The following is a 24345-nucleotide window of genomic DNA, read 5'->3' as shown; positions in this document are numbered from 1 at the left end:
TAAAAATAACGACGTTATTCGAAGCCGTTCGGCATGCCGACCTTCTTGAGCGCAGCCGCGCGGGCAGTCATCCAGCCGTCGAGAAACTCCTTTTCGCCGGCTGATGCACTGGCCTTGGCGTATTCGCTCCATGCCGCCTTCAAGACGTCCTGCCGCTTCAGCAGTCCGTCATTGTGTGCCTGGTCTTCTGGCGTCCAGTTGCCGGCTTCCTTGAGGGCTTTCACGGCGCCGGGATGAAACGGAACGACCCATTTCATGGACTGCGCTTTTACGGCGAGGCCCAAAGCGCCTGGTGCGTTGTCCTTGTAGGCGTCGAAGTTGACGATCATCGCCTTGGTGATCGCGTAGATCTGATCTTCCGCCTGCAAGCCGTAGACGGTCGCGACGGGGTAGGGGTAGGTGCTCATGTTGACGGGCGCTGATGCCGTGATGCCCGCGCCGCAGGTCGCGACATGTGGATTGAAAAACGGTGCCACACGCTTGACGCGCTCCCAGCCGGCTTTGTCTTCCGCGGGGAGGGGCGGCCAGATGATGCCGCGCGGCGATGTCTCAACTTCCTTGGCCGGGCCAGTGATGGTGGTAGCAAAGGCTGCATCGACGTCGTTGTTCACCATGCCTTTCCACATTGCACCGTAGCTTGCGAACTCGATCGGCTTGATGTCTGCCTTGGTGAGACCGCCGAACGCCATGATCGCAAGCGAGTTTTGGTTCAGGGCAGGTGAGCCGACGACGAAGCCGACGCGTTTGCCGCGTAGATCCTTGATCTCTTTCACGCCGATATCACGAGCGACGCCGAGCGAGGCGCCATTACAGTCGATGGTCGACAGCGTGACCTGCGCTGGCTGAGGGCCCCATTCCTTGACGCCGAATTCGAACACGCCTTCCTGCGCGAAGTAGATGCCCGAGCCCATCCAGGCAATCGTGGCGCGACCGGCGCGCAATGGCGCCAGCCGCGCGACATCATTGCCGGCAGGCAGCACACGCACGTCGGTGGAATATTTGTCCTTCATCATCTTGCCGACGGCGACGGCGATGTTGAAGCCGGCAGTGCCGGTGTCATAGGCGGTGACCGCCATGGTCGGTGGAAGCTTGATATCCTGCGCACATACAGCGCCGGTCGAACTGAGCACGCCAACGGACGCCAGCGCGATGAGCCGGTGAAGCATTTTCCCCTCCAGATGCATTCGCTTTGCGAATTGCTTTTTATTGTTCGGCGATCATGTCATCGCCGTCAGGCGCTGGCAATGTCCTGAGGCCGTTCGCTGCATGATGGGAGCGGTCACCATCTCAGACAGAATGCCGCAGCACATTGGTACGGCAGTCGAGGCCGCCACTGCATTTCTGCTCACGTCTCGACTGTGCCGAGCAACTGTCCTTCCGCGACCACGTCGTCGACCGCGACAATCATCGATTTGATTTTACCTGCGGCAGGAGAGGCGACCGGAATTTCCATCTTCATGGCTTCGACAAATGCCACTTCGTCGCCTTCGTTCACGGAATCGCCGGTTGCGAGCGGCAGTGAGCAGATGCGGCCGGCGACTTCGCTGAGGATCTTGATCTCGGGCATGGTGTTCTCCGCGATCACGCGGGCGGCTGCTCGCTATAGGTGTAGCGCCGACGCGACCGGACAATTCCTAAGAATGAGAAGAAACGAGCAGCTTGGTGTTGTCGCCGCAGATTGCCTGAGGTAGCGTAGCCCGCAAGTGGAATATAATTCCGCAGAGTGGAACGGGACGGCGGCGCACATCGGGACAATCCAACGGATTGGCTCCCCGCGAGATGCGTCGTTTTAAGGGAAACGCATCATGGGACGACGTTCGGAACGGCTCAGCAAACAAGGCATGCTCGCCAGCGACTTGGCAGGCGACGGCGATGTGATCCAGGTGGTCTCGCGCGCCTTTGATATTCTTCGCTGCTTCGAGGGCCATGATGCCCGGCTTGGTAATCTCGAAATCTCCAATCGTTGCGGCCTGCCGCGCTCCACCGTATCGCGCCTGACGCATACGCTGACGCGCATGGGCCAGCTCGCCTATCTGCCGGCAGATCAGAAGTACCGCATCGGATCGAGTGCGGTCGCGATGAGTGCTTCGATGATGCGGGGACTTCAGGTGCGCAACCTGATCCGCCTGCGTTTGCAGGAAGTGGCGGAGCAGGTACCTGGCACGATCGGCTTCACGATTCCCGATCGTTTCCACATGGTCTATCTCGAATATGCCCGCGCCGATCACGCGCTCGGATTGCATTCGACCACCGGCAGCCGCATTGCCATGGGCCGGACTGCAGCCGGTCATGCCTACACCGCAGCGCTCGACGAAGACGTGGGCAATGCTCTGATCAACGATATTGCGCGCGAAATGCCCGAGGACGCCAAGATCCTGCGCGGCAAGATCGTTGGGAACCGTGAATGTCTGCGTGACAACGGCTACGTCCTCGCAGGTGGCCTTTGGTCGCCGCATATTACCGGCATTGCGACGCCGATCTGGTCGCCGCAGTATCAGACCTATGTGGTCGTCACCATCGGTCTGCTTGCCGCCATGTATGACGAGCAGCGCCTGCAGGACGAGATCGCTCCGATCCTGCGTCAGCTCAGCGGCACGATCAGCATGATGGTTCAGAATGCAGATAGCGGCCTGACCAGTGCGCCCGTTCCAGATGCGCCTCCCGCGCCAACAGCTCAGAAAAAAATGCTCCCGGAGGGAATGAATGAACTGGAAGCCGGAACTCGACGACCTCGCCCGGCGCGAAGCCTTCGCGCGGGAGATGGGGGGCGCTGACAAGGTCAAGCGGCAGCACGACCAAGGCCGGCTCACAGTTCGTGAACGTATCGACAGACTGATAGATGCAAAAAGCTTTCACGAAGTCGGGGCAGTCTCCGGCATCGGCGAATACGATGCGTCTGGCGAGCTGAAGCATCTGACGCCGGCGAATTGCGTGTTTGGTCGCGGCAAGATCGACGGCCGTCCCGTCGTCGTTGTCGGCGACGACTTCACCGTGCGCGGCGGTTCGGCAGACGCCTCGATTTCGGCCAAGCCGCTGATGGCTGAGGAAATGGCGCATGACTTCCGGCTGCCGATCATTCGCGTGATCGAAGGCTCCGGTGGCGGCGGTTCGGTCAAGACCATCGAGACCAGGGGCGCAGCCAATCTGCCGGGCGGCGTCGGGGGCACGCGCTGGTACTGGTACACGACGTCCAATCTGGCGCAGGTGCCGGTCGTCGGCCTCGGCCTTGGTTCAGTCGCCGGCCTCGGCGCTGCGCGGCTCGCAGCGAGCCATTATTCGGTGATGACGAAGAATTCCGCGATGTTCGTCGCCGGGCCTCCCGTTGTCGCGCGCCTCGGCCAGTCGCTTGAGAAGAAGGAACTCGGCGGCGCCGATATCCAGACGCGCGCTGGCGGCGTCGATCATGCCGTGGAGACCGAAGAGGAGGCATTCACCTGCGCGCGGCGCTTCCTGTCCTATCTGCCATCGTCTGTCTATGACTTGCCGCCGACGATCGCCTGCAATGACGATCCCGAACGTGCGGAAGAATCTCTGCTGAAAGCCGTGCCGCGCAATCGCCGGCAGGTCTACAAGATGCGCCCGATCATCGACGCCGTCGTCGACAAAGGCTCGTTTTTCGAGATGGCGGCAAATTTCGGCCGGCCGATCATCACCGGTTTTGCGCGTCTCGAAGGCCGTGCGGTACTGCTGCTTGCCAGCGATCCGTTCCACTATGGCGGCTCGTGGACCGCGGAAGCCTGCCAGAAGGTCGTGCGCTTCGTCGATCTGGCTGAGACGTTCCATCTGCCTGTCGTCTATCTCATGGATTGCCCGGGTTTCATGATCGGGCTCGATGCGGAGAAGGCAGCGACCATCCGTCACGGCGTGCGCGCCATGGCCGCGGTCAATCAGACCACGGTGCCGTGGTGCACGATTATCATCCGCAATGCGTTCGGCGTCGCTGGCGTGGTGCATCAGCCGGCCAACCGGTTCTCGATGCGTTACGCATGGCCTTCGGCCTATTGGGGCTCGCTGCCGCTGGAAGGTGGCATCGAGGCGGCCTATCGCGCCGAGATCGACGCGGCGGACGATCCAAAGCTCAAGCAGCAGGAAATCGAGGAGCGCCTCAACAAGCTGCGCTCGCCATTCCGTTCGGCCGAGAAGTTCTGGGTCGAGGAAGTCATCAACCCCACGAAGACGCGCTCGCTGCTGTGTGAGTTTGCACGTCTTGCCGAACCGCTCCGCACGGCAGGTCCGTCACGGCTCGCGATGCGGCCGTAAGCTATATTCGCCGCAGTAGCACGCTGGCGTTGACGCCGCCGAAGCCGAAGCCATTCGAGAGCACGTGCTCCATGGCCATCGGCCGCGCCTTGCCGCGGATCAGATCGATGCCATCGGCAGACGGATCGGGATTTTCGAGATTGAGCGTGGCCGGAGCGATCTGGTCACGCAGCGCGAGGATTGCGTAGACCGCCTCAAGCCCTCCGGCTGCACCGAGCAGGTGGCCCGTGGCGGATTTGGTCGAGCTTACAGCGACTCCGCCGTTCGTTCCGAAGATCGACTTGATCGCTTCGAGCTCGCCGTGATCGCCGACCGGCGTCGATGTGGCATGGGCGTTCAGATGCTGGACATCGGCAGGCGTGATGTTGGCCTGTGCCAGAGCGATATCCATCGCGCGCCTGGCGCCGTCGCCGTCCTCGCGACCGGCTGTCATGTGGAACGCATCGGACGTCGTGCCGTAGCCGATCAGTTCGGCGATCGGCTTCGCGCCACGCGCCAAGGCATGATCCAGTTCCTCAAGCACCACGACACCGGCGCCTTCGCCCATGACAAAGCCGTCGCGGTCGCGATCGAACGGACGCGAGGCGCGCTCCGGATTGGCAACGAAGTCGGTGGAGAGTGCGCGAGCGGCGGCGAAGCCGCCGAGGCTCACGCGGTCGATACAGGCCTCGGCCCCCCCGGCGATGGCGACATCCGCTTCACCGGAGCGAATGAGGCGCGCGGCATCGCCGATCGCCTGCACACCAGCGGCGCAGGCCGTCACGGGTGCGCCGAGAGCGCCTTCGAAGCCGTAGCGGATCGAGATGTGACCGGCGGCGAGATTGACCAGGAACGAGGGCACGGTGAACGGCGACAGCCGACGGATGCCCTTGGTATCTGTCGTGCGGACGGCGTCGGCAATGGCTGGAAAGCCGCCGATACCGGAGGCGATGATCGTGGCCGTGCGCTGACGTTCCCGTGCATCCTTGGGCTGCCAGCCGGCCTGCGTGATGGCTTCATCGGCTGCCATCAGCGCAAACAGGATGAAGCGATCCATCTTCTTCTGATCCTTGCGCGGCGCCGCCTTGTCAGGATCGAAACCGCCTTCCGGATCGTTCGCGATGTCGGGTACCTGGCCGCCGACCTTGGCGGCGAGATCAGCGGTCATGGCCTCCGGCAACAGGCGGAGGCCGGATTGGCCCGCGAGCAGCCGAGACCAGTTGATCTCGACGCCGCAACCAAGCGGCGATACCGCTCCCATCCCCGTAATTACAACGCGGCGCATGATGAATTCCCGTTCTGATATGAGTGGCGAGCGGCCTGATCCCGCGGGGATCAGGCGGTCGCGACCTTCTTGTCTTTTGAAATCGCCAGCACGATCAGCGCTGCAATAATACATAGCGCACCTGCCGCGAAAAAGGCAGGCAGATAGCTGAGCAGGACCGTGCGCGACAGGCCGGCGCCGAATGCCGCCGTTGCTGCGCCCAGTTGATGACCGGCGAAGATCCAGCCGAATACCAGACCCGCGCGTTCAGGTCCAAACTTCGACGCTGTAAGCCGCACGGTGGGCGGCACGGTGGCGATCCAGTCTAGGCCATAGAACAGCGCGAACAGCGACAGACCGTAGAACGAGAAGTCAGTGAACGGCAACGCCAGCAGCGAGAGGCCACGCAGGCCGTAATACCAGAACAGCAGGTAGCGGTTGTCGTAGCGATCGGACAGCCAGCCTGACGCGATGGTACCGACGAAATCGAACACGCCCATCGCCGCAAGCAGTCCGGCCGCCTGAATCTGCGGGATGCCGAAGTCGAGGCACATCGGGATCAGGTGCACCTGCACGAGCCCGTTGGTGCTGGCGCCGCAGATGAAGAACGTGGCGAACAGGATCCAGAACACCTTGGTCTGGGCAGCATCACGCAGGGCACCGAGCGCTGCCGCCATGATCGGCGAGGTGTTCGGTGGCGGCGCGGCCAGCGGTTCGGTGCTGGTGTCGCCATAGGGGCGAATGCCGATGTCGCTGGGACGGTCCCGCATCACCAGCAGCACCCCGAGCGCGGCTATGGCCAGCATCACGCACATCAGCGCCAGTGCCCAGCGCCAGTTGCTGTGCTCGGTGATGCTGGCGAGGATCGGCAGGAAGATCAACTGGCCGGTGGCCGCGCTCGCGGTGAGGATACCCACGACGAGACCACGGCGTGCGCTGAACCAGCGCGCTGCGACGGTGGCGCCGAGCACCAGCGCCGTCATCCCAGTGCCAATACCAACGGCGACGCCCCAGAGCGCCATGAGCTGCCAGACCTGCGTCATTCCGAGCGACAAGATGAGGCTTGCAGCAACGACGAGCAGGGCGATCAGCGTGACGTTGCGCAAGCCATAACGGTTCATCAGCGCCGCGGCGAACGGTGCCATCAGGCCGAACAGCACGAAGCGGATCGACATGGCGGAGGAAATCTCTGCGGTGCTCCAGCCGAACTCCTTCTGCAGCGGCACGATGAAGACGCCGGGCGCGCCAACCGCTGCAGCGCTGACCAGCGCCGTCACGAAGGTCACGGCGATCATCGCCCATCCATAGTGAATGTTGCGGCGGGCGAGGGCAGTGGAGAGCCATCCGGAAATCATCTGGTTTCCTGCAATCAATGAGAATAGGCGTCGCGGCGACCACCGCCGCGACGATCATATCTGGGAAAGGCGGTTCAGTGAACGATGCGTTCGATGGCGATCGCGGTCGCTTCACCGCCGCCGATGCACAGCGCCGCGACGCCGCGTTTCAGCCCTCTGGCTTCCAACGCATGCAGCAGCGTCACGATCAGCCGCGCACCGGTCGCGCCGATCGGATGGCCCAGTGCGCAAGCGCCGCCATTGACGTTGAGCTTCTCACGAGGGATGCCAAGGTCGCGTTGCGCGGCCATCGGCACCACGGCAAAGGCCTCGTTGATTTCGAACAGATCGACATCGGCGACGCTCCAGCCGACCTTGTCGAGCAATTTGCGGATTGCCGGAATGGGCGCGGTCGTGAACCATTGCGGTTCCTGGCTGTGCGTGGCGTGGCCATGGATCACGGCCAGCGCGGGCAGGCCCTCACGATCCACGAGGGAACGCTTGGCCAGCACCAGGGCGGCAGCGCCATCGGCATTGGCGGACGAAGCAGCGGGCGTGATAGTGCCGTTACTGCGGAAGGCTGGTTTGAGGTTCGGGATCTTGGCGGGATCGACCTTCAGCGGATGTTCGTCATTGGCGATCTCGCGTGGTCCGGACTTCTCGACGATGGTCAGTGGCGTGATCTCTGCCTTGAAGGCGCCGCTCTCCACCGCCTTGCGCGCGCGGGTCAGCGTTTCGATCGCATAGGCGTCCTGATCTCCGCGCGTGAACTGATAGGCCTCAGCGGTGGCTTCGCCGAAGTCACCCATCGAGCGACCGACCTCATAGGCATCCTCAAGCCCATCCATCAGCATGTGATCGATGATGCGATCATGGCCGACGCGGTAACCGCCGCGCGCCTTCTGCAGCAAATAGGGCGCATTGGTCATGCTCTCCATGCCGCCGGAGACGACGATCTCGGCCGAACCGGCATGGATGATGTCGTGGGCAAGCATGGTCGCCTTCATGCCGGACCCGCAGACCTTGTTGATCGTCGTGGCCCCGGTGGCATCCGGCAGCTTGGCACCTCGGGCGGCCTGGCGGGCGGGCGCCTGACCCTGGCCGGCGGGAAGCACGCAGCCCATGAAGACTTCATCGATGCGCTCGGGTGTCAGTTTCGCGCGTGCCACGGCGGCACCGATGACGTGGCTGCCGAGCTTGTGGCCGGAGAAGGGCGATAGTTCGCCCTGGAAGCGGCCGAGCGGAGTGCGGGTGGCCGAGACGATGACGACCGGATCTGAAGCTGCGGACATGATGGAGGCTCCTTCGCGCAAGCGCGGGTCATTTGGATGACACTCATCATATGATGCGCTGCAAGATACGCAATGCCGGCCTACGCAAAATTCTCGTGAGGTCGAGCTGCTAGCGTTTGCGGTTGATGAAACCCTGCATCAGTCGCTGCGGCTCGCCGGTCAGATAGGCCTCGCCGAACACGCCGACGCTGAGATTGACGGATTCCTTCAGCGGCAGCTCTTCCCACTGTTTCAGCAGGGCTTTTTGCGACCGCATAGCCTCGGGTCCACACTCGAGTATGGCTTCGATCGTCTTTTCAACTTCGGCATCAAGCGCGCCTTCGGCCGCAACCACATCGACCAGACCCCAATTGAGCGCGGTCGGTGCATCGATGGTGGCGGCGGTCATGATCAGCCAGCGCGCACGGCCCCAACCGATCAGGCGCGGCAAGAGGGCAGCGTGAATCACCGAGGGGATACCGACCCTGACCTCGGGCATGGCGTATTTGGAATCATGCGAAGCGATCCGGAAATCGCAGGCGGCAGCAAATTCGAGGCCGCCGCCAAGGCACCAGCCGGGGATGCGGGCGATCACAGGCGCGGGAAAAGCGCGGGCGGCTTCGCAGAGATCGCTCAGGCCGGAAATGAATTTCTCGGCGGAGGCCTGATCCAGCGTCGCCATTTCCTTGATGTCGGCGCCGCCAATCATGCTCTTTTCGCTCTGGCCGGCGATGACAAGCGCGCGAATGGCGCGTTCTGTGGCCAATACCTCGATGCCTTCGCGAACGCCCTTGATTGCGGCTGAATTGAGAATATTGAGTGAGCCGGCGTTGCAGATCGTCAGCCGAACTATACCTCGCGGGTCACGTTCGACACCGCAATGGGGATTGAGCATATGCATGAAATCGTCTCGTCCCTTGGCATTTCCTTGGGCCGGCGCGGATCGCCGGTCTTGCTCCTATCAATTCCGCGTCAAACTGCGGTGTTGTCAAGGCCTGCGGCCAGGTGTGCGTTGCGCATGCGGAGCAGCGTGAGTAATATGATCGACATCATCTATTTGTCTTGAATGGACCGCCGATGCGCTATTCGAAGGAACACAAGCTCGAGACGCATGCGCGGATCGTGAAGAAGGCTTCCGTGCGTCTGCGCGAAAAGGGCGCGCATGGCATCGGCGTGGCCGACCTCATGAAGGACGCGGGTCTGACCCATGGCGGCTTCTATGCGCATTTCGATTCGCGTGAGGCGCTGGTGATTGAAGCCTTCGCCTATGCGATGGACCGCTCGACGGATCGCTGGCGTCAGCTGGCCGGGCAGGCGGCGCCGGATCAGCGTCTGGCCACGATCGTGGATTCTTACCTGTCGCCGCAGCACCGCGACAATCCGGGCCATGGTTGCGCCGTCCCGGCGCTGGGCGCTGAGATCGCGCGCGAGAGCCCCAAGACGCGCAAAGTGTTTGCCGCCAAACTCGATCAGATGATCGAGATGATGTCCGAGCAGTTTCATGGCGGACCGAGCAAATCGGCGCGCAGACAGGCGATGGCGGCGCTCGCCACCATGATGGGCACCATCGTGCTCGCCCGCGCCGCCGGCAATGGCGAGTTGTCCGAAGAACTTTTGAGCGCTGGCCGCGAGGCCGTGCTGGGCCGTGCTGCAGCGCCGAAGCCGACAGCGTCCAAGGCTGAGGCTCCCAAGAGCGGGGCTAGAAAGCCGACTGCAAAGAAGGCGGCAACCAAGGCCGTATCTCCAGCCAAGAACTGATAATTGGCACACTGCCTGCGACATTGTCGCGGCGGTGACATTCTGACAGGGCGAAACTGCAGCGAGCCTGCAATTTCGCAAATCCGCCGCGCGCGCAGGGCCTTTCCAAACGCCAAAAAGCCTGATCAACATCGGGCCAAATTTGGCTTCCAGGAGGAAACGCATGCGCACGATTGGACATTTCATCGGCGGCCGTGAGGTCGAGGGCAAATCCGGACGTTTTGCGGACGTCTTCGAGCCGATGACTGGCGAAGTTCAGGCCAAGGTTGCGCTGGCCAGCAAGGCCGAGATGCGCGCCGCGGTGCTCAATGCTGCCGAGGCGCAGGTCGCCTGGGGCAACACCAATCCACAGCGCCGCGCCCGCGTGCTGATGAAATTCCTCGAACTCGCCAATCGCGACTACGACAAGCTGGCTGATTGCCTGGCGCGTGAGCATGGCAAGACTGTGCCGGACGCCAAGGGCGATATCCAGCGCGGCCTGGAAGTGATCGAATTCGCCTGCGGCATTCCGCATCTCATGAAGGGCGAATATACCGAAGGCGCTGGTCCCGGCATCGACATCTATTCGATGCGCCAGGCGCTCGGCGTCGTCGCGGGCATCACGCCGTTCAACTTCCCGGCGATGATCCCCATGTGGAAATTCGGTCCGGCCATCGCCTGCGGCAATGCGTTTATCCTGAAGCCCTCGGAGCGAGATCCCGGCGTGCCGATGATGCTCGCCGCACTGATGATCGAGGCCGGCCTGCCGCCGGGCATCCTCAATGTCGTCAACGGCGACAAGGAAGCCGTCGACGCCATTCTCGACGACGAAGACATCAAGGCTGTCGGCTTCGTCGGCTCGTCGCCGATTGCCCAGTACATCTATGAGCGCGCCGCTGCGACCGGCAAGCGCGCGCAGTGCTTCGGCGGCGCCAAGAACCACGCCATCATCATGCCCGATGCGGATATGGACCAGACCGTCGATGCGCTGATCGGTGCCGGCTACGGCTCGGCCGGCGAGCGCTGCATGGCGATCTCGGTGGCCGTGCCTGTTGGCAAGACCACGGCCGACCGCCTGATGGAAAAACTTATCCCGCGCGTCGAGAGCCTGAAGATCGGCACCTCCGTGGATCCGTCGGCTGACTTCGGTCCGCTGGTGACCAAGGAAGCCGTCGACCGCGTCAAGAACTATGTCGATATCGGCATCAAGGAAGGCGCCACGCTGGCCGTCGATGGCCGCGGCTTCAAGATGCAGGGCTACGAGAACGGCTTCTATATGGGTGGCTGTCTGTTCGACAACGTCACCAAGGACATGCGCATCTACAAGGAAGAGATCTTCGGGCCCGTGCTGTCGGTGGTGCGGGCCCACGATTACGAAGAAGCTCTCGCGCTGCCGTCGGATCATGACTACGGCAACGGCGTTGCGATCTTCACCCGTGACGGTGACGCTGCGCGCGACTTCGCCGCCAAGGTCAATGTCGGCATGGTCGGCATCAACGTGCCGATCCCGGTGCCGATCGCCTATTACACCTTCGGTGGTTGGAAGAAGTCCGGCTTCGGCGATCTCAACCAGCATGGTCCGGATTCGATCCGCTTTTATACCAAGACCAAGACGGTGACCGCGCGCTGGCCATCTGGTGTCAAGGAAGGCGCCGAGTTCTCGATCCCGTTGATGAAGTAAGAACACGCAAGCGGCCCGGCGCTCCCAAAGGTGGTGCACCGGGCCGTTTCATTTTCCCGGCTGATCAACAATCAACAAGAAGGGCGTGATGCAATTCGCTCTCGATGAGGAACAGACCGCTATTCGCGACATGGCGCGCGAATTCGCTGCGGAGAAGATCGCTCCCTTTGCGCTCAAATGGGACGAGGAGAAGCATTTCCCCAAAGAGGTGATGCGCGAAGCCGCGCAGCTCGGCATGGGCGGTATCTACATCCGTGACGATGTCGGCGGCTCCGCGCTGACGCGTTTCGACGCCGCGCTGATCTTTGAAGCGCTGGCGACCGGTTGCCCGACCACCTCGGCCTTCATTTCGATCCACAACATGGCGTCGTGGATGATCGACTTCTATGGGAATGAGACACAGCGCCGGAAGTGGCTGCCGCGTCTCTGCACCATGGAGCTACTGGCGAGCTATTGCCTGACTGAGCCGGGTTCGGGATCGGATGCAGCGGCGCTGCGCACCCGCGCTGTCATCGACGGCGACCACTATGTGCTCAACGGCCAGAAGCAATTCATCTCCGGGGCCGGCGATACCGACATCTATGTCGTAATGGTGCGCACCGGCGGCGAGGGCGCCAGCGGCGTCTCAACCATCGTGGTGGAGGCGGGCACGCCCGGTCTCTCGTTCGGCAACAACGAACGCAAGATGGGCTGGAACGCGCAATCGACACGCGCCGTGATCTTCGAAAATTGCCGCGTGCCGATCGCCAACCGGCTCGGTGACGAAGGCATCGGCTTCAAGATCGCCATGTCCGGTCTTGATGGTGGCCGTCTCAACATCGCGGCGTGTTCGCTCGGTGGCGCGCAGTCTGCGCTCGATAAGTCGCTGAGTTACATGAAAGAGCGCAAGGCGTTCGGCAAGCGCCTCGACGAATTCCAGGCGCTGCAGTTTCGTATCGCCGACATGGCGACCGAACTGGAAGCCGCACGCACCTTCCTCTGGCGAGCGGCGGCGGCACTCGACCGCAAGGATGCCGATGCCGGCATGCTCTGCGCGATGGCCAAGCGCTTCGGCACCGATATCGGTTTCGAGGTCGCCAACGACGCGCTGCAGCTGCATGGCGGCTACGGCTATCTCGCCGAATACGGCATCGAGAAGATCGTGCGTGATTTGCGGGTGCACCAGATCCTCGAAGGCACCAACGAGATCATGCGGCTGATCGTGTCGCGCAAATTGATCGAGGGCGCGCGATGAGTTCGGACGTGGCAACGGGGACGGGCGACCTCATCGTCGCGCGGGAAGGCGCAGCCGGTGTGATCCGATTGAACCGGCCGAAGGCGCTGAATGCCCTGACGTTGGAGATGACCCGCGAGATCGCCACGGCGCTCGACGTGTTCGAGAAAGATCCGCAAGTCGCGCTGATTATCCTCGAAGGTGCGGGTGAACGCGGATTGTGCGCCGGCGGCGATATCCGCGGTCTTTATGAGAGTGCCAAGGTCAAAGGCGATCTCGGCAAGATCTTCTGGCGCGAGGAATATATCGTCAACGCGCGGATCGCGAAATTTCCGAAGCCTTATGTGGCCTATATGGATGGCTTCGTGATGGGCGGCGGCGTCGGTCTGGCCGGCCATGCCAGCCATCGCATCGTCACCGAGAAGACCAGGATGGCGATGCCGGAAGTCGGCCTTGGCTTCTTCCCCGATGTTGGCGGCACCTGGCTGTTGTCGCGCGCGCCGGGCGAACTCGGGACGTATTTCGGTCTGACCGGACTGACGGCAAATGGTGCCGATGCGCTTGCTGCGCATATGGCGGACGTCCTGATCGACACCGTCAATTGGCCGGCATTGCGCGAAGCGCTGACAAAGCTGTCGGCAGGTGCCGATGCAGCGTCGGTGATGACGACACTCAAGAAGTTTGCAGCCCCGGAACAAACCGGTCCAGTCACGGCGCAGCGTGCGCTGATCGATCGCGCTTTCGCCCATGATAGCGTCGAGGAGATCGTGGCTGCGCTTGAGCAGGACGGTTCAGATTTCGCGCTGGCGACGATCAAGGCCATGTCCGACAAATCACCGCGGGGGCTCAAGGTTACCCTGAAGCTGTTGCGGCTAGCGCGCGCGTCGAAGTCGCTCGAGGAATGTCTGTCGCGCGAATATCTCGCGGCGCTGGAGGTGTTTGATAGCGCCGATTTCGTCGAGGGCGTGCGTGCGGCCATCATCGACAAGGATCGCAATCCGAAATGGCAGCCACCGGATCTCGAGGGCGTGACAGCGGAGATTGTCGCGCGCTATCTGGCCAAACGGGATGTTGAGCTGACCTTCTGAAGGTCGAGCGTTCTGAACGAAAGTTGGATTTCGCCGTTTTCATCAGGCTTTAAAAACAAACAAACGATCACGAGGGCAGGACATGACCAGCATTGCATTCATCGGTCTCGGCAATATGGGTGGCCCGATGGCCGCCAACCTGGTCAAGGCAGGCCACAAGGTCACAGGCTTCGATCTCGTCGAGGCGTCCCGCGCGCAGGCGAGGGCGGATGGCGTGACCATTGCTGACAAGGCGGTCGATGCCGTGAAGGGCGCCGAGGTCATCATCACCATGCTGCCGGCCGGCAAACACGTGGTGTCGGTCTGGAGCGAGGTCATTCCCGTTGCCGCCAAGGGGGCGCTGATGATCGATTGCTCGACCATCGACGTGGAGAGCGCACGCATGGCGCATGAACTGGCGGCTGCGCAGAAGCTGCCGTCGGTCGATGCGCCGGTCTCGGGCGGCACTGGCGGCGCCAAGGGCGCGACACTGACCTTCATGGCTGGCGGCGATGCCAAGGCGTTCGCGTCGGCCAAGCCCGTCCTGGAAGCCATGGGCAAGAAGATTGTCCATTGCGGCGATGCTGGCGCGGGGCAGGCGGCCAAGATCTGCAACAACATGATCCTCGGCATTTCGATGATCGGCGTCAGCGAAGCCTTCGTGCTCGCCGAGAAGCTCGGTCTGTCGCATCAGGCGCTGTTCGATGTGGCCTCGACCTCGTCGGGCCAGTGCTGGTCGCTGACCACCTATTGCCCGGTGCCGGGACCGGTGCCGACATCGCCGGCCAACAATGAATACAAGCCGGGTTTTGCCGCAGCACTGATGCTCAAGGATCTCAGGCTATCACAGGAAGCCGCCAAGGCCGCCGGCGCCAGGACGCCGCTCGGCGCTCATGCCGAGAGCATCTATGAGACCTATGAGAAGGAAGGTCACGGCGGTGATGACTTCTCGGGGATCATTCATCACCTTAGGCATTTGATGCCGAAATAGCGGAGCGCGTCGGCATGACCACGTTCAAGCAGGCCCGCGCCTTCCTCCTCGAACACCGCACCGACTACGCCGCCGCCGTTGCCGGCTTTCGCTGGCCCGATCCGGTCGACTTCAACTGGGCGCTCGACTGGTTCGACGCCGAACTCGCCCATGATCCCGTCAGCAAGGACCGGACCGCGCTCTGGATCGTCGATGCGACCGCCAGCCGCGAGACGAAGCTGTCGTTCGAGGTACTGTCACGTCGCTCCAATCAGGTTGCTAATTTCCTGCGCGCGCAGGGGCTGAAGCGCGGCGATCATCTGTTGCTGCTGCTCGGCAATGTGGTGCCGCTCTGGGAGACCATGCTGGCTGCGATCAAGCTCGGTGTGGTCATCATTCCTGCAACGACGCTGCTGACCTCGGATGAATTGCAGGACCGGCTCGACCGTGGGCGCGCCAAGCTTGTTGTGGCGGCAGAGGATCAGGTCGCCAAGTTCGGCAGCCTGAAGACCGAAGGCATCGGGCAGATCGTCGTCAACGCCGGATCGTCTCACGACGGCTGGCTGGCTTTCGAGACCTCAGCCGAATTCCCTGACACATTCACGCCGGATGGCCCGACCAGGGCTGACGATCCGATGCTGCTCTATTTCACCTCGGGCACCACGGCGAAGCCGAAGCTCGTGCGGCACAGCCAGCGCAGCTATCCCGTCGGCGGACTCTCGACGATGTTTTGGATCGGACTGCAGCCCGGCGACGTGCATTTGAACATTTCCTCGCCGGGCTGGGCCAAGCATGCCTGGAGCTGCTTCTTTGCGCCATGGAATGCCGGCGCAACGGTGTTCGTGGTCAATCAGCCGCGTTTCGACGCCAAGGGCCTGCTTGCCACCATTGGCCGCTGCGGCGTGACGACACTGTGCGCACCGCCGACAGTGTGGCGGCTCTTCATTCAGGAGAAGCTGGCGACCTTCAAGGTCGCGCTGCGCGAGGTCTGCGGCGCCGGTGAGCCGCTCAATCCGGAAGTGATCGATCAGGTCAAGGCGGCCTGGGGCCTCACCATTCGCGACGGCTACGGCCAGACCGAGACCACCGCGCTGGCCGGCAATTCGCCGGGCCAGACCGTCAAGGTGGGCTCCATGGGCCGTCCGTTGCCGGGCTGGAAGGTTCGCGTTGTCGATGCCGACGGCAATCCGGCGAAGGAGGGCGAGGTCAGTCTCGTGCTTGGCGTCGATCGCCCGGCAGGATTGATGCAGGGCTATCAGGCCGAAGACGGTAGCGTGAGCGGTGCAAGCGGTGAGATCTATCGCAGCGGCGACGTCGTATTTTCCGATGACGATGGCTATCTCACTTTCGTCGGTCGCTCCGACGATGTGTTCAAATCCTCGGACTATCGCATCAGCCCGTTCGAGCTGGAGAGTATCCTGCTCGAACACGATGCCGTGGCTGAGGCCGCCATCGTGCCGAGCCCCGATCCGATCCGGCTCGCCATCCCCAAGGCCTATGTGTTGCTGATCGGCGATACCGCGCCGTCCAGGGCGACGGCGCTGTCGATCTATCAGCATCTGCATGTGCGTCTGGCGCCGTTCAAACGTATACGTCGGATCGAGTTCGTGACCGAGCTGCCGAAGACGATTTCGGGCAAGATTCGCAGGGTCCACCTGCGTCGGCTCGAAGACGCCGACGATCGCAGCGATCCTCTTCGCGGCGTCGAGTTTCGCGAAGAGGATTTCCCCGAATTGCAGGCACTCCGCGCGGCAGGATCGCAAGAGGGCGAGCGGTAATTTGTCGCGCTTTGCATGGCTGCAGCGCACAATTTCGCTTGGCGTCAGGGTGCGCGCTGTGGAATCTGCGCCCGCAACGCAACTGGATTTTGAGGACTGAGACTGAATGAGCGCGATGATTGAACGTGATGCCTATATCGCCATGGTGGGCAAGGAAGTCGGCGTGTCGCCCTGGCACATCATGGACCAGAAGCGCATCGATGCGTTTGCTGCGGCGACGGAGGATTTTCAGTTCATCCATGTCGATCCCGCGCGTGCGCGCGAAACGCCGTTCGGCACGACGATCGCTCATGGCTTCCTGACCATGTCGATGCTCTCGGTGTTTTCCTATGAGGCGCTGCCGCAACTCGCCGATGTCGCCATGGGCGTCAATTACGGCACCGACAAAGTGCGCTTTGTGTCGCCGGTCAAAGCAGGATCGCGCATCCGCGGCCGCTTCACGCTGACCGAGGCGACGTTGCGCAAGCCGAAAGAATTGTTCACACGCACCCATGTGACCGTCGAGATCGAAGGCGAGGACAAGCCGGCGCTGGTCGCCGACTGGCTCGGCCTTGTCTATTTCAATTAAGGAGCAAGCTACATGACCATTCGATTTGACGGCCGCGTCGCCGTCGTTACCGGCGCCGGCAATGGACTGGGCCGCGCCCATGCGCTCGGCCTCGCGAAGCTCGGCGCCAAGGTCGTGGTCAACGACTTCGGCGGCGCGCGCGATGGCACCGGCGGTTCGCTGACGGCAGCGGAATCCGTGGTCGAGGAAATCCGCGCAGCCGGCGGCACGGCGATGCCCGATGGCGCGGATGTCTCGAACTTCGAACAGGTCAAAGCGATGGTCGACAAGGCGACCAAGGAGTGGGGCAGCGTCGACCTGATGTGCGCCAATGCCGGCATTCTCCGCGACAAGTCGTTCGCCAAGATGGAGCTCGCCGACTTCGCCAAGGTGCTGGACGTGCATCTCACCGGTACTTTCTATTGCTGCAAGGCCGTGTGGGAAGGTATGCGCGCGCGCAACTATGGGCGTATCGTGCTCACCACCTCGTCGTCCGGCCTCTATGGCAATTTCGGTCAGGCCAATTACGGCGCGGCCAAAACCGGCATGGTCGGCCTGATGAATGTGCTCGCCGAGGAAGGTCGCAAGACTGACATCCGCGTCAACATCGTGTCACCCACGGCAGCCACGCGCATGACCGAGGAACTGTTGCCAGCGCAGGCGCTGCAGTTGATGAAGCCGGAAGCGATCACGCCGGCGGTCGAATATCTCCTGAGCGAGAATGCACCGACCAAGACCATCATGGGCGCCGGCGCAGGCTCCTTCGCGGTCATCAAGATTCTCGAAAGCGAAGGTGTCAATTTCGCCGAAGCTGACTGGAGCCCGGATACGATTGCCGCGCATTTCGCGGACATTAGTGATATGTCCAAGGCCAAGGCGCTGGAAGGCGCTTTCCATCAGACCCAGAAGTATGTCGAGCAGGCCGCCATTCGCTTGGGCGTGAAGGCCTGATCGGCGGCTTCGCCGGATCGTGTGACCTTGACTGAGCCTGTGAAGAACCAAGTTGCGGTGATCGGTGCCGGCCCTGCCGGGCTGATGGCGGCCGAGGTTCTGAGCCGTGGCGGCGCTGCCGTCACGGTCTATGACGCGATGCCATCGGCTGGTCGCAAGTTTCTGATGGCCGGACGCGGCGGACTCAATCTCACTCATAGTGAGCCGCTGCCGGAATTCCTCAAGCGCTACGGCGCAGCGGAAGCGCGGCTTGCTCCGTCCGTCTCGGCTTTCACGCCGGCCGCTTTACGCGACTGGAGCGAGGCGCTGGGGCAGCCGACCTTTGTCGGCTCCAGCGGCCGGGTGTTTCCGCAGGCCTTCAAGGCATCGCCATTGCTGCGCGCGTGGCTGCGGCGGCTGGACGAGAGCGGCGTGCGGTTTGCCTTTCGTCACCGCTGGACAGGATGGGACGGCGATGGGCGTTTGATATTCCAAACGCCGGACGGCTCGAGGGCGATCGCCTGCAAGAGCGCGGTTCTTGCGCTCGGCGGTGCAAGCTGGCCTCGGCTTGGCTCGGACGGCGCATGGGCCGGTGTGCTGGCTGCGAAGGGCGTGAGTATCGCACCGCTGCGCCCGGCTAATTCCGGTTTTACGGTCGCGTGGTCGGAGATCTTCAAGGACCGTTTCGAAGGTCAGCCGCTGAAGGGTGTTGCGCTGTCGTTCGGTGCACACAGCGTGCGCGGCGAGGCGATGGTCACGCGTGGCGGTATCGAAGGCGGTGGCATTTATGCGCTGTCGTCTCTGTTGCGCGAAGCGGTCATCGCGGACGGCAAGGCGACGCTGCGCGTTGCTCTTAGACCGGACCTCGATGCGAAGGAGCTGACCACGAAGCTGGCAGCATCGCGTGGCAAGCAGTCGTTCTCCAATTTCCTGCGCAAGGCGATCCATCTGTCGCCGGTGGCCATTGGGCTGCTGCAGGAAATCGCTGTCCCAGAGGGCATTCAACTGGCGTCATTGCCGCCGGAGAAGTTGGCTGCCTTGATCAACGCCGTGCCGGTGACGCTCAATGGCGTCGCGCCGATCGCGCGTGCTATTTCGACGGCGGGTGGCGTCTCGTTCGATGAGATCGATGACGCCTTCATGCTGAAGCGTATGCCGGGCACATTCGTCGCCGGCGAGATGCTCGATTGGGAAGCGCCGACCGGCGGTTACCTGCTGCAGGCGTCGTTTGCGACAGGCGCTGCAGCGGGCGAGGGCGTTTTGAGGTGGCTGGCTTTTTCGCCCCGATAGAACGCCGACCTCATGGTGAGGAGCGCGCTCTTGCGCGCGTCTCGAACCATGAATGTGTGTCCATCCTTCGAGACGGCGCCAAGCGGCGCCTCCTCAGGATGAGGTCCCGAGTGTAAGCGCTGTCGCGTCAGCGCAGCCTCCCCCGCGCCGCCACCGGCAGCGTGCCGATGATCTCGTCACCGCGCACCATCACCACTTCGTCGAACATGTTGACGACCACGCAGACGTGGTTCGGCACGATGCGGACGACATCGCCGACATTGGGTCGGGTGTTGCTGCGCCCGAGGTCGAGAAAACCATGCTCCTCGGCGAAGCGCGCGATCTTGGCTTCGGGATGTTCGAGGATCAGGCCGTAGCCGTCCAGGCCGCCGGTGTCGGGCGTCAGCGTCTTCGAGCCGGCATCGAGAATGCCGCGTTCCGGGCCGGCGCGGCTGACCACGGTCGAATAGACATTCAGCGCGCAATCGTCCCAGGTCGCGGAGCCGGCGGCGACCTGCATACGGTCGTTGTAGATATAGGTGCCGAAGCGATGTTCGGTGGCGCCTTTGAGCGAGCCGACATTCTTCAGATTCGGCGTGCCGCCGGTGGAGACGATCGTGGGTTCCAGACCGAGGGCGCGAACGCCGGCCAATGCTTCATCGTAGAATTTCTGTGCGTCGGGCCAGCCGGTTTCCGTTGGGTACAGCATGAAGCCTGCGAAGGTGAGGCCTTTCGAGGCGGCGATCTCCTTGGCGAGCGCAATCGCTTCGGCGGGCGTCTCGACGCCGGCGCGCTTGCGGCCGGTGTCGCATTCGACGACGACGTTGAGGTCGCGGCCGGAGAGCGCAGCGGCTTTCGGCAGGTCGCCGATAACGACGGAATTGTCAGCGGCCACGGTGACGTTCGCCTTGGCCTGCAGCGCGCCAAGCCGCGCCATCTTCTCGTCGCCGAGCAGATTGTAGCTGATCAGGATGTCGTCGATCCCGGCATCGGCCATGATCTCGGCCTCACCAAGCTTCTGGCAGGTGATGCCTTTCGCGCCAGCTGCGATCTGCATCTTCGCGATGACCGGGCTCTTATGCGTCTTGATATGCGGCCGATTGGCAATGCCGGCATCATCGCAGACCTTCTGGATGCGCGCGATATTGCGCTCGACGCGATCCATGTCGATGACGAGGGCAGGCGTGCCGTATTCGTTGGCGATCTTGGCGGCGAGTGTGGTGGTCATTGTGTCGTCTCCGGCATTTCCACCGTCATTGCGAGGAGCGAAGCGACGAAGCAATCCAGTCTTCGCTTGTTGCCTCTGGATTGCTTCGCTTCGCTCGCAATGACGACTGACAGTTACGCGTTCTCGATTTCTTCGCGGAGCATCTCCAGCTCCAGCCATTGCTCTTCCGAATCCTGCAATTCCTTCTGTGCCTTTGACAGCGCAGCGGTCGCGGTGTCGAACTTCTTGCGATCCTTCTTGTAGAGGTTGGGATCGTCGAGATGGCGCTGCTGCTTGGCGATTTCGGAGCGCAGGTTGTCCATCGCCTTCGGCAGGGTTTCCAGCGCGTGCTTGTCCTTGAAGTTCAGCTTGCGCTTCGCAGCAGGCTTGGACGAGTCCGACTTGCTGCCGTTGCTCTTGGCCGCCACGGCTTCGGTCTTGGCCTCGCGCTTCAGGTCGGCGCCGCGCTGCGCCAGCATGTCGGTATAGCCGCCGGCATATTCCATCCACTTGCCGTTGCCCTCCGGCACGATCACCGAGGTGACGACGCGATCGAGGAAGTCGCGGTCATGGCTGATCAGGATGACTGTGCCTTCGTAGTCGCCGAGCATTTCTTCCAGCACGTCGAGGGTTTCGAGATCGAGGTCGTTGGTCGGTTCGTCCAGCACCAGCACATTGGATGGTTTCGCCAGCGCGCGCGCTAGCATCAATCGGCCGCGTTCACCGCCGGACAACACTTCGAGCGGGGTGCGCATCTGCTCCTGCGAGAACAGGAAGTCCTTCATGTAGCTGACCACATGCTTGGGCTGGCCGTTGACCATCACATGGTCGCCGCGGCCGCCGGTCAGGGCCTCCGCCAGCGTGGTCTTCGGGTTGAGGCTTTCGCGATGCTGGTCCAGCGTCGCCATTTCGATATTGGCGCCGAAGCGGATGGTGCCCGAATCCGGCGGCTCGGTACCGGTCAGCATGTTGATCATCGTGGTCTTGCCCGCACCGTTCGGACCGACCACACCGATGCGATCGCCACGCTGCACGCGGATCGAGAAATCGTCGACGATCTTGCGGTCGCCATAGGTGCGGCAGATGTTCTTGGCCTCGAAAATCAGCTTGCCCGACTTCTCGGCCTCGGCGGCGGCGAGCGTCGCGTTGCCCGCGGCGCCGCGATAGTCCTGGCGCTGTGCGCGCAGTTCATGCAGGCCGGCGAGGCGCTTGACGTTGCGCTTGCGGCGGCCGGAGACACCGTGACGCAGCCAGTGTTCTTCATTGACGATCTTGCGGTCGAGCTTGTGCTGGTCGCGCTCTTCTTCCGCGAGCACGTCATCGCGCCATTGTTCGAAGGCCGAGAAGCCGCGATCGATCTGGCGGATCTGGCCGCGATCGAGCCAGGCCGTCGCACGTGAGAGGTTGCTGAGGAAGCGACGGTCATGGCTAATCAGCACCAGCGCGCAGCGGCGGCTGGCCAGTTCGCCTTCCAGCCATTCGATCGTCGTGAGATCGAGATGGTTGGTGGGCTCGTCGAGCAGCAGGATGTCAGGCTCGGGCGCCAGCACGCGGGCCAGCGCCGTGCGGCGCGCTTCGCCGCCGGAGAGGTTGTTTGGATCCTCGTGGCCGGTGAGGCCGAGCTGTTCGAGCAGATACTGCGCCTGATAGATGTTGTGGCCGTCGCCCATGCCGGCCTCGACATAAGCGAGCGTCGTCGCATAGCCGGAGAAGTCCGGCTCCTGCGGCAGATACTGGACGGTGGCACCGGGCTGCACGAAGCGGCTGCCTTTGTCGTTTTCAACGATCCCCGCCACGATCTTGAGGAGCGTCGACTTGCCGGAGCCGTTGCGGCCGATCAGGCAGACGCGCTCGCCTTGCGACACCGACAGTTCGACGCCGTTGAGCAGCGGCGTGCCGCCGAAGGTCAGGAAGATGTCTTTCAGCTGGATAAGCGGAGGAGCCATAAGGTCAGTTCAACTTTGTTTCGGCGCGGGCGCAAAGGCCGGGTCGCGCTGGATGCGGCGGATGGTTTGATCCAAGGCCGACAGGAACGCCGAGCGATCGCGCGGCGCGAATGATTTGGGACCACCGGTGATTTCGCCTGACGACCGCAAATCGGTCATCAGGTTGCGTACCGCGAGCGTCATCCCGATGGATTGTTCTGTGAACGGCTTGCCGTTAGGGGCAATTACCGCGGCGCCCGCCTTGACGCAGCGGCTGGCCAGCGGGACGTCTGCCGTGATCACGATATCGCCCTTCTGGACGCGTTCCGCAATCCAGTCATCGGCCGCATCCATGCCCGAACCTGCGGCAATCCGCTCGATCAGGGGATCGTCGGGCACCCGGATGAAGTTTCCGGCGACCACGCTGACGGGCAGGCTGAAGCGGGCGGCGACGCGGTAAATCTCGTCTTTGACCGGGCAGGCGTCGGCGTCGATATAGATGCGTGTGGTCAAGGGAGCACAAGTTCCACGAAAAGGCAGTCATTTGCGGGTGGGCGATGTGGCGCTGACGCGGGACAGTTCCCCGCCCGTCGCCTTGCCTCGAACATGGTGACGGGTATCATCTCCTGCCAAGGCGAACACTCAATTTCGCGCAGTTTTCGGGAGGAATCATGACCAAACGGCTCGAACCGTACCGTGTTGAGGCGTTTAACACCGCCAAACAGTCCGAAAACAAGATGCATGACGATTCTGTCGCCCGGAAATTCGGCTTCAGCGGCGGGTTGGTGCCGGGGGTCGACGTGCTGGCCTATATGATCCATCCGCCGGTGCAGCACTGGGGACGGGACTTTTTGGAGCGTGGCCTGATCGAGGCCCGTTTCATCAAGCCGGTCTATGACGGCGAGACCGTCGAGGTGATCGCCGAGGAAGCCGACGAGGGGCTCGCGCTGAGCGTTGAGGGTGGCGGCGAGATTCGTGCGGCCGGGACCGCATCGCTGACGGCCTTCCCGGTGGTGCCGTCGCTGGATGAATTCCCGGATACGGCGGCTGTGTCGAAGCGGCTGCCAGTGGATGCCAATTCCTACGCGTTGGACAAGTGGCTCGGGACCGCGCCGCGGGTCTGGCCGGAGGATGGACTTGCCGAATATCTGGGTGAGGTGCGCGAGGCCGACGATCGGTATTTGCGCGAGGGCATCGTGCATCCCGGCGTGCTGCAGCGGATCATGAACAAGGTGCTGGTGGACAATGCGCTGCTCGGGCCGTGGATTCACGTCGGCAGCAGGATGCAGTTGTTGGCGACCGCGAATACCGATGACGAGTTGATCGCGCGGGCGAAGGTGACCGCTAATTATGAGAAGAAGGGGCATCGGTTCGTCGAGCTCGATGCTATCATCGTGGCCAACGGCACGACACCCGTGGCGCATTGCCAGCATATTGCGATCACTCAGCCGCGCGAGGTCGTGGCGGCTTGATGTTGTAGAGCAGCGGTGCTCTTCCTTTTCCCTCCCCCAAGCGGCGAAGCCGCGCAGTGGGGAGGGTGGCACGTTGCGAGCACTTGCGAGCGACGTGACGGGTGGGGTCGCGCAACAGGCGCCGCTCTCACGTGGGGAGAGACCCCACCCCGGCCTATCGGCCGACCCTCCCCACTGCGCAGCTTCGCTGCTTGAGGGAGGGATGCCTCTGACGCCTGTGCGTCGTTGCGGATGTGAATGTCAAACAGCCACTGCGCTTCAGACATGCGTCATCGCCCCCATTGTTTGCGGCGCGGGGGCGCCGTCGTTGCTTGCATTCCCTGCCCCTGTGAGAGGGCGTGCGGAACGCCGGGTGCCCGTTGCACCCTTGGGCCTGATGCGAATGCGGTCTTCCGCAATTGAGAGTGCATCAGGACTTTCGGAGGCGTCAGGCAAGTGCCC

21 protein-coding genes are annotated in these 24345 nt (G+C 62.8%); 12 read left to right on the top strand and 9 right to left on the bottom strand.

Features of this window, described 5'->3' with window-relative positions; genetic code table 11:
* Window positions 1-14: 14 nt before the first annotated feature.
* Both AB8A23_RS22560 and AB8A23_RS22555 read right to left on the bottom strand, forming a co-directional pair.
* Window positions 15-1166, bottom strand: a complete 1152-nt coding sequence (locus tag AB8A23_RS22560) for a TAXI family TRAP transporter solute-binding subunit (RefSeq protein WP_439058177.1) — start codon at window positions 1164-1166, stop codon at window positions 15-17.
* A gap of 179 nt (window positions 1167-1345) precedes the next feature.
* A complete protein-coding gene (locus AB8A23_RS22555; RefSeq protein WP_068730696.1) occupies window positions 1346-1567 on the bottom strand; it encodes an acetyl-CoA carboxylase biotin carboxyl carrier protein subunit in 222 nt (73 codons plus the stop codon).
* Between the two features lie 238 nt (window positions 1568-1805).
* On the opposite strand from AB8A23_RS22555, the gene AB8A23_RS22550 reads away from it, so the two are divergent.
* A complete protein-coding gene (locus AB8A23_RS22550; protein WP_320443935.1) occupies window positions 1806-2774 on the top strand; it encodes an IclR family transcriptional regulator in 969 nt (322 codons plus the stop codon).
* Window positions 2704-4260, top strand: a complete 1557-nt coding sequence (locus tag AB8A23_RS22545) for an acyl-CoA carboxylase subunit beta (RefSeq protein WP_439058178.1) — start codon at window positions 2704-2706, stop codon at window positions 4258-4260. The genes AB8A23_RS22550 and AB8A23_RS22545 overlap by 71 nt, the downstream gene beginning before the upstream one ends.
* Window position 4261: 1 nt before the next feature.
* On the opposite strand, the gene fabF is transcribed toward AB8A23_RS22545, so the two are convergent.
* From fabF to AB8A23_RS22525, 4 genes are all read right to left on the bottom strand, one after another.
* On the bottom strand, window positions 4262-5524 hold the full coding sequence (gene fabF / locus AB8A23_RS22540) for a beta-ketoacyl-ACP synthase II (RefSeq protein WP_439058179.1): 1263 nt from the start codon (window positions 5522-5524) through the stop codon (window positions 4262-4264).
* Window positions 5525-5574: 50 nt separating this feature from the next.
* A complete protein-coding gene (locus AB8A23_RS22535; RefSeq protein ID WP_439058180.1) occupies window positions 5575-6858 on the bottom strand; it encodes an MFS transporter in 1284 nt (427 codons plus the stop codon).
* 74 nt (window positions 6859-6932) lie between these two features.
* Complete coding sequence (locus tag AB8A23_RS22530; RefSeq protein WP_439058181.1) at window positions 6933-8129, bottom strand: acetyl-CoA C-acyltransferase; 1197 nt, start codon at window positions 8127-8129, stop codon at window positions 6933-6935.
* Between the two features lie 109 nt (window positions 8130-8238).
* Window positions 8239-9009, bottom strand: coding sequence for an enoyl-CoA hydratase (locus AB8A23_RS22525; RefSeq protein WP_439058182.1), 771 nt, complete (start codon window positions 9007-9009; stop codon window positions 8239-8241).
* A 176-nt stretch (window positions 9010-9185) separates the two neighbouring features.
* On the opposite strand from AB8A23_RS22525, the gene AB8A23_RS22520 reads away from it, so the two are divergent.
* From AB8A23_RS22520 to AB8A23_RS22480, 9 genes are all read left to right on the top strand, one after another.
* Window positions 9186-9866, top strand: a complete 681-nt coding sequence (locus tag AB8A23_RS22520; RefSeq protein ID WP_089267273.1) for a TetR/AcrR family transcriptional regulator — start codon at window positions 9186-9188, stop codon at window positions 9864-9866.
* A 163-nt stretch (window positions 9867-10029) separates the two neighbouring features.
* Window positions 10030-11526 (top strand): CoA-acylating methylmalonate-semialdehyde dehydrogenase, encoded by a 1497-nt coding sequence (locus AB8A23_RS22515; RefSeq protein WP_068730703.1) that lies wholly within the window; start codon window positions 10030-10032, stop codon window positions 11524-11526.
* Window positions 11527-11614: 88 nt separating this feature from the next.
* Window positions 11615-12760, top strand: a complete 1146-nt coding sequence (locus AB8A23_RS22510; protein ID WP_439058183.1) for an isobutyryl-CoA dehydrogenase — start codon at window positions 11615-11617, stop codon at window positions 12758-12760.
* Window positions 12757-13827: an enoyl-CoA hydratase/isomerase family protein gene (locus tag AB8A23_RS22505; RefSeq protein WP_439058184.1), complete on the top strand. Its 1071-nt coding sequence runs from the start codon at window positions 12757-12759 to the stop codon at window positions 13825-13827. Before AB8A23_RS22510 ends, AB8A23_RS22505 begins: the two co-directional genes overlap by 4 nt.
* An 82-nt stretch (window positions 13828-13909) precedes the next feature.
* The gene (gene mmsB, locus AB8A23_RS22500; protein WP_439058185.1) at window positions 13910-14797 is read left to right on the top strand and encodes a 3-hydroxyisobutyrate dehydrogenase; all 888 of its coding nucleotides are present in this window, start codon (window positions 13910-13912) and stop codon (window positions 14795-14797) included.
* A 14-nt stretch (window positions 14798-14811) separates the two neighbouring features.
* Window positions 14812-16554, top strand: a complete 1743-nt coding sequence (locus AB8A23_RS22495; RefSeq protein ID WP_439058186.1) for an AMP-binding protein — start codon at window positions 14812-14814, stop codon at window positions 16552-16554.
* A gap of 106 nt (window positions 16555-16660) precedes the next feature.
* Window positions 16661-17122, top strand: coding sequence for a MaoC family dehydratase (locus AB8A23_RS22490; protein ID WP_439058187.1), 462 nt, complete (start codon window positions 16661-16663; stop codon window positions 17120-17122).
* Between the two features lie 12 nt (window positions 17123-17134).
* The gene (locus tag AB8A23_RS22485; protein ID WP_231080845.1) at window positions 17135-18052 is read left to right on the top strand and encodes an SDR family NAD(P)-dependent oxidoreductase; all 918 of its coding nucleotides are present in this window, start codon (window positions 17135-17137) and stop codon (window positions 18050-18052) included.
* 84 nt (window positions 18053-18136) lie between these two features.
* A complete protein-coding gene (locus AB8A23_RS22480) occupies window positions 18137-19321 on the top strand; it encodes an NAD(P)/FAD-dependent oxidoreductase (RefSeq protein WP_439060477.1) in 1185 nt (394 codons plus the stop codon).
* A gap of 127 nt (window positions 19322-19448) precedes the next feature.
* Here the strand turns inward: AB8A23_RS22480 and AB8A23_RS22475 are convergent, their stop codons facing one another.
* From AB8A23_RS22475 to AB8A23_RS22465, 3 genes are all read right to left on the bottom strand, one after another.
* Window positions 19449-20528, bottom strand: coding sequence for a D-TA family PLP-dependent enzyme (locus AB8A23_RS22475; protein WP_309944171.1), 1080 nt, complete (start codon window positions 20526-20528; stop codon window positions 19449-19451).
* A 113-nt stretch (window positions 20529-20641) separates the two neighbouring features.
* The gene (locus AB8A23_RS22470; protein ID WP_175366047.1) at window positions 20642-22453 is read right to left on the bottom strand and encodes an ABC-F family ATP-binding cassette domain-containing protein; all 1812 of its coding nucleotides are present in this window, start codon (window positions 22451-22453) and stop codon (window positions 20642-20644) included.
* 9 nt (window positions 22454-22462) lie between these two features.
* Complete coding sequence (locus AB8A23_RS22465) at window positions 22463-22945, bottom strand: YaiI/YqxD family protein (protein ID WP_175366046.1); 483 nt, start codon at window positions 22943-22945, stop codon at window positions 22463-22465.
* A gap of 158 nt (window positions 22946-23103) precedes the next feature.
* Between AB8A23_RS22465 and AB8A23_RS22460 the strand changes: the two genes are divergently transcribed.
* Window positions 23104-23904: a hypothetical protein gene (locus AB8A23_RS22460; protein ID WP_175366045.1), complete on the top strand. Its 801-nt coding sequence runs from the start codon at window positions 23104-23106 to the stop codon at window positions 23902-23904.
* Window positions 23905-24345: the final 441 nt, after the last annotated feature.

The sequence above is a fragment of the Tardiphaga sp. 619_E2_N8_4 genome, assembly GCF_051810905.1.
GTDB classification, from domain to species: Bacteria; Pseudomonadota; Alphaproteobacteria; order Rhizobiales; family Xanthobacteraceae; genus Tardiphaga; species Tardiphaga robiniae.
Note: the sequence above shows the minus strand (reverse complement) of the source record. Positions and strands in the feature narration are given on the sequence as shown.

Coding starts and splice junctions, on each gene's coding strand:
- AB8A23_RS22560 (WP_439058177.1), bottom strand. CDS start 1,166: ATGCTTCACCGGCTCATCGCGCTGGCGTCCGTTGGCGTGCTCAGTTCG.
- AB8A23_RS22475 (WP_309944171.1), bottom strand. CDS start 20,528: ATGACCACCACACTCGCCGCCAAGATCGCCAACGAATACGGCACGCCT.
- AB8A23_RS22485 (WP_231080845.1), top strand. CDS start 17,135: ATGACCATTCGATTTGACGGCCGCGTCGCCGTCGTTACCGGCGCCGGC.
- AB8A23_RS22545 (WP_439058178.1), top strand. CDS start 2,704: ATGAACTGGAAGCCGGAACTCGACGACCTCGCCCGGCGCGAAGCCTTC.
- AB8A23_RS22530 (WP_439058181.1), bottom strand. CDS start 8,129: ATGTCCGCAGCTTCAGATCCGGTCGTCATCGTCTCGGCCACCCGCACT.
- AB8A23_RS22460 (WP_175366045.1), top strand. CDS start 23,104: ATGACCAAACGGCTCGAACCGTACCGTGTTGAGGCGTTTAACACCGCC.
- AB8A23_RS22480 (WP_439060477.1), top strand. CDS start 18,137: ATGGCGGCCGAGGTTCTGAGCCGTGGCGGCGCTGCCGTCACGGTCTAT.
- AB8A23_RS22495 (WP_439058186.1), top strand. CDS start 14,812: ATGACCACGTTCAAGCAGGCCCGCGCCTTCCTCCTCGAACACCGCACC.
- fabF (WP_439058179.1), bottom strand. CDS start 5,524: ATGCGCCGCGTTGTAATTACGGGGATGGGAGCGGTATCGCCGCTTGGT.
- mmsB (WP_439058185.1), top strand. CDS start 13,910: ATGACCAGCATTGCATTCATCGGTCTCGGCAATATGGGTGGCCCGATG.
- AB8A23_RS22525 (WP_439058182.1), bottom strand. CDS start 9,009: ATGCATATGCTCAATCCCCATTGCGGTGTCGAACGTGACCCGCGAGGT.
- AB8A23_RS22535 (WP_439058180.1), bottom strand. CDS start 6,858: ATGATTTCCGGATGGCTCTCCACTGCCCTCGCCCGCCGCAACATTCAC.
- AB8A23_RS22510 (WP_439058183.1), top strand. CDS start 11,615: ATGCAATTCGCTCTCGATGAGGAACAGACCGCTATTCGCGACATGGCG.
- AB8A23_RS22550 (WP_320443935.1), top strand. CDS start 1,806: ATGGGACGACGTTCGGAACGGCTCAGCAAACAAGGCATGCTCGCCAGC.
- AB8A23_RS22490 (WP_439058187.1), top strand. CDS start 16,661: ATGAGCGCGATGATTGAACGTGATGCCTATATCGCCATGGTGGGCAAG.
- AB8A23_RS22505 (WP_439058184.1), top strand. CDS start 12,757: ATGAGTTCGGACGTGGCAACGGGGACGGGCGACCTCATCGTCGCGCGG.
- AB8A23_RS22515 (WP_068730703.1), top strand. CDS start 10,030: ATGCGCACGATTGGACATTTCATCGGCGGCCGTGAGGTCGAGGGCAAA.
- AB8A23_RS22555 (WP_068730696.1), bottom strand. CDS start 1,567: ATGCCCGAGATCAAGATCCTCAGCGAAGTCGCCGGCCGCATCTGCTCA.
- AB8A23_RS22520 (WP_089267273.1), top strand. CDS start 9,186: ATGCGCTATTCGAAGGAACACAAGCTCGAGACGCATGCGCGGATCGTG.
- AB8A23_RS22470 (WP_175366047.1), bottom strand. CDS start 22,453: ATGGCTCCTCCGCTTATCCAGCTGAAAGACATCTTCCTGACCTTCGGC.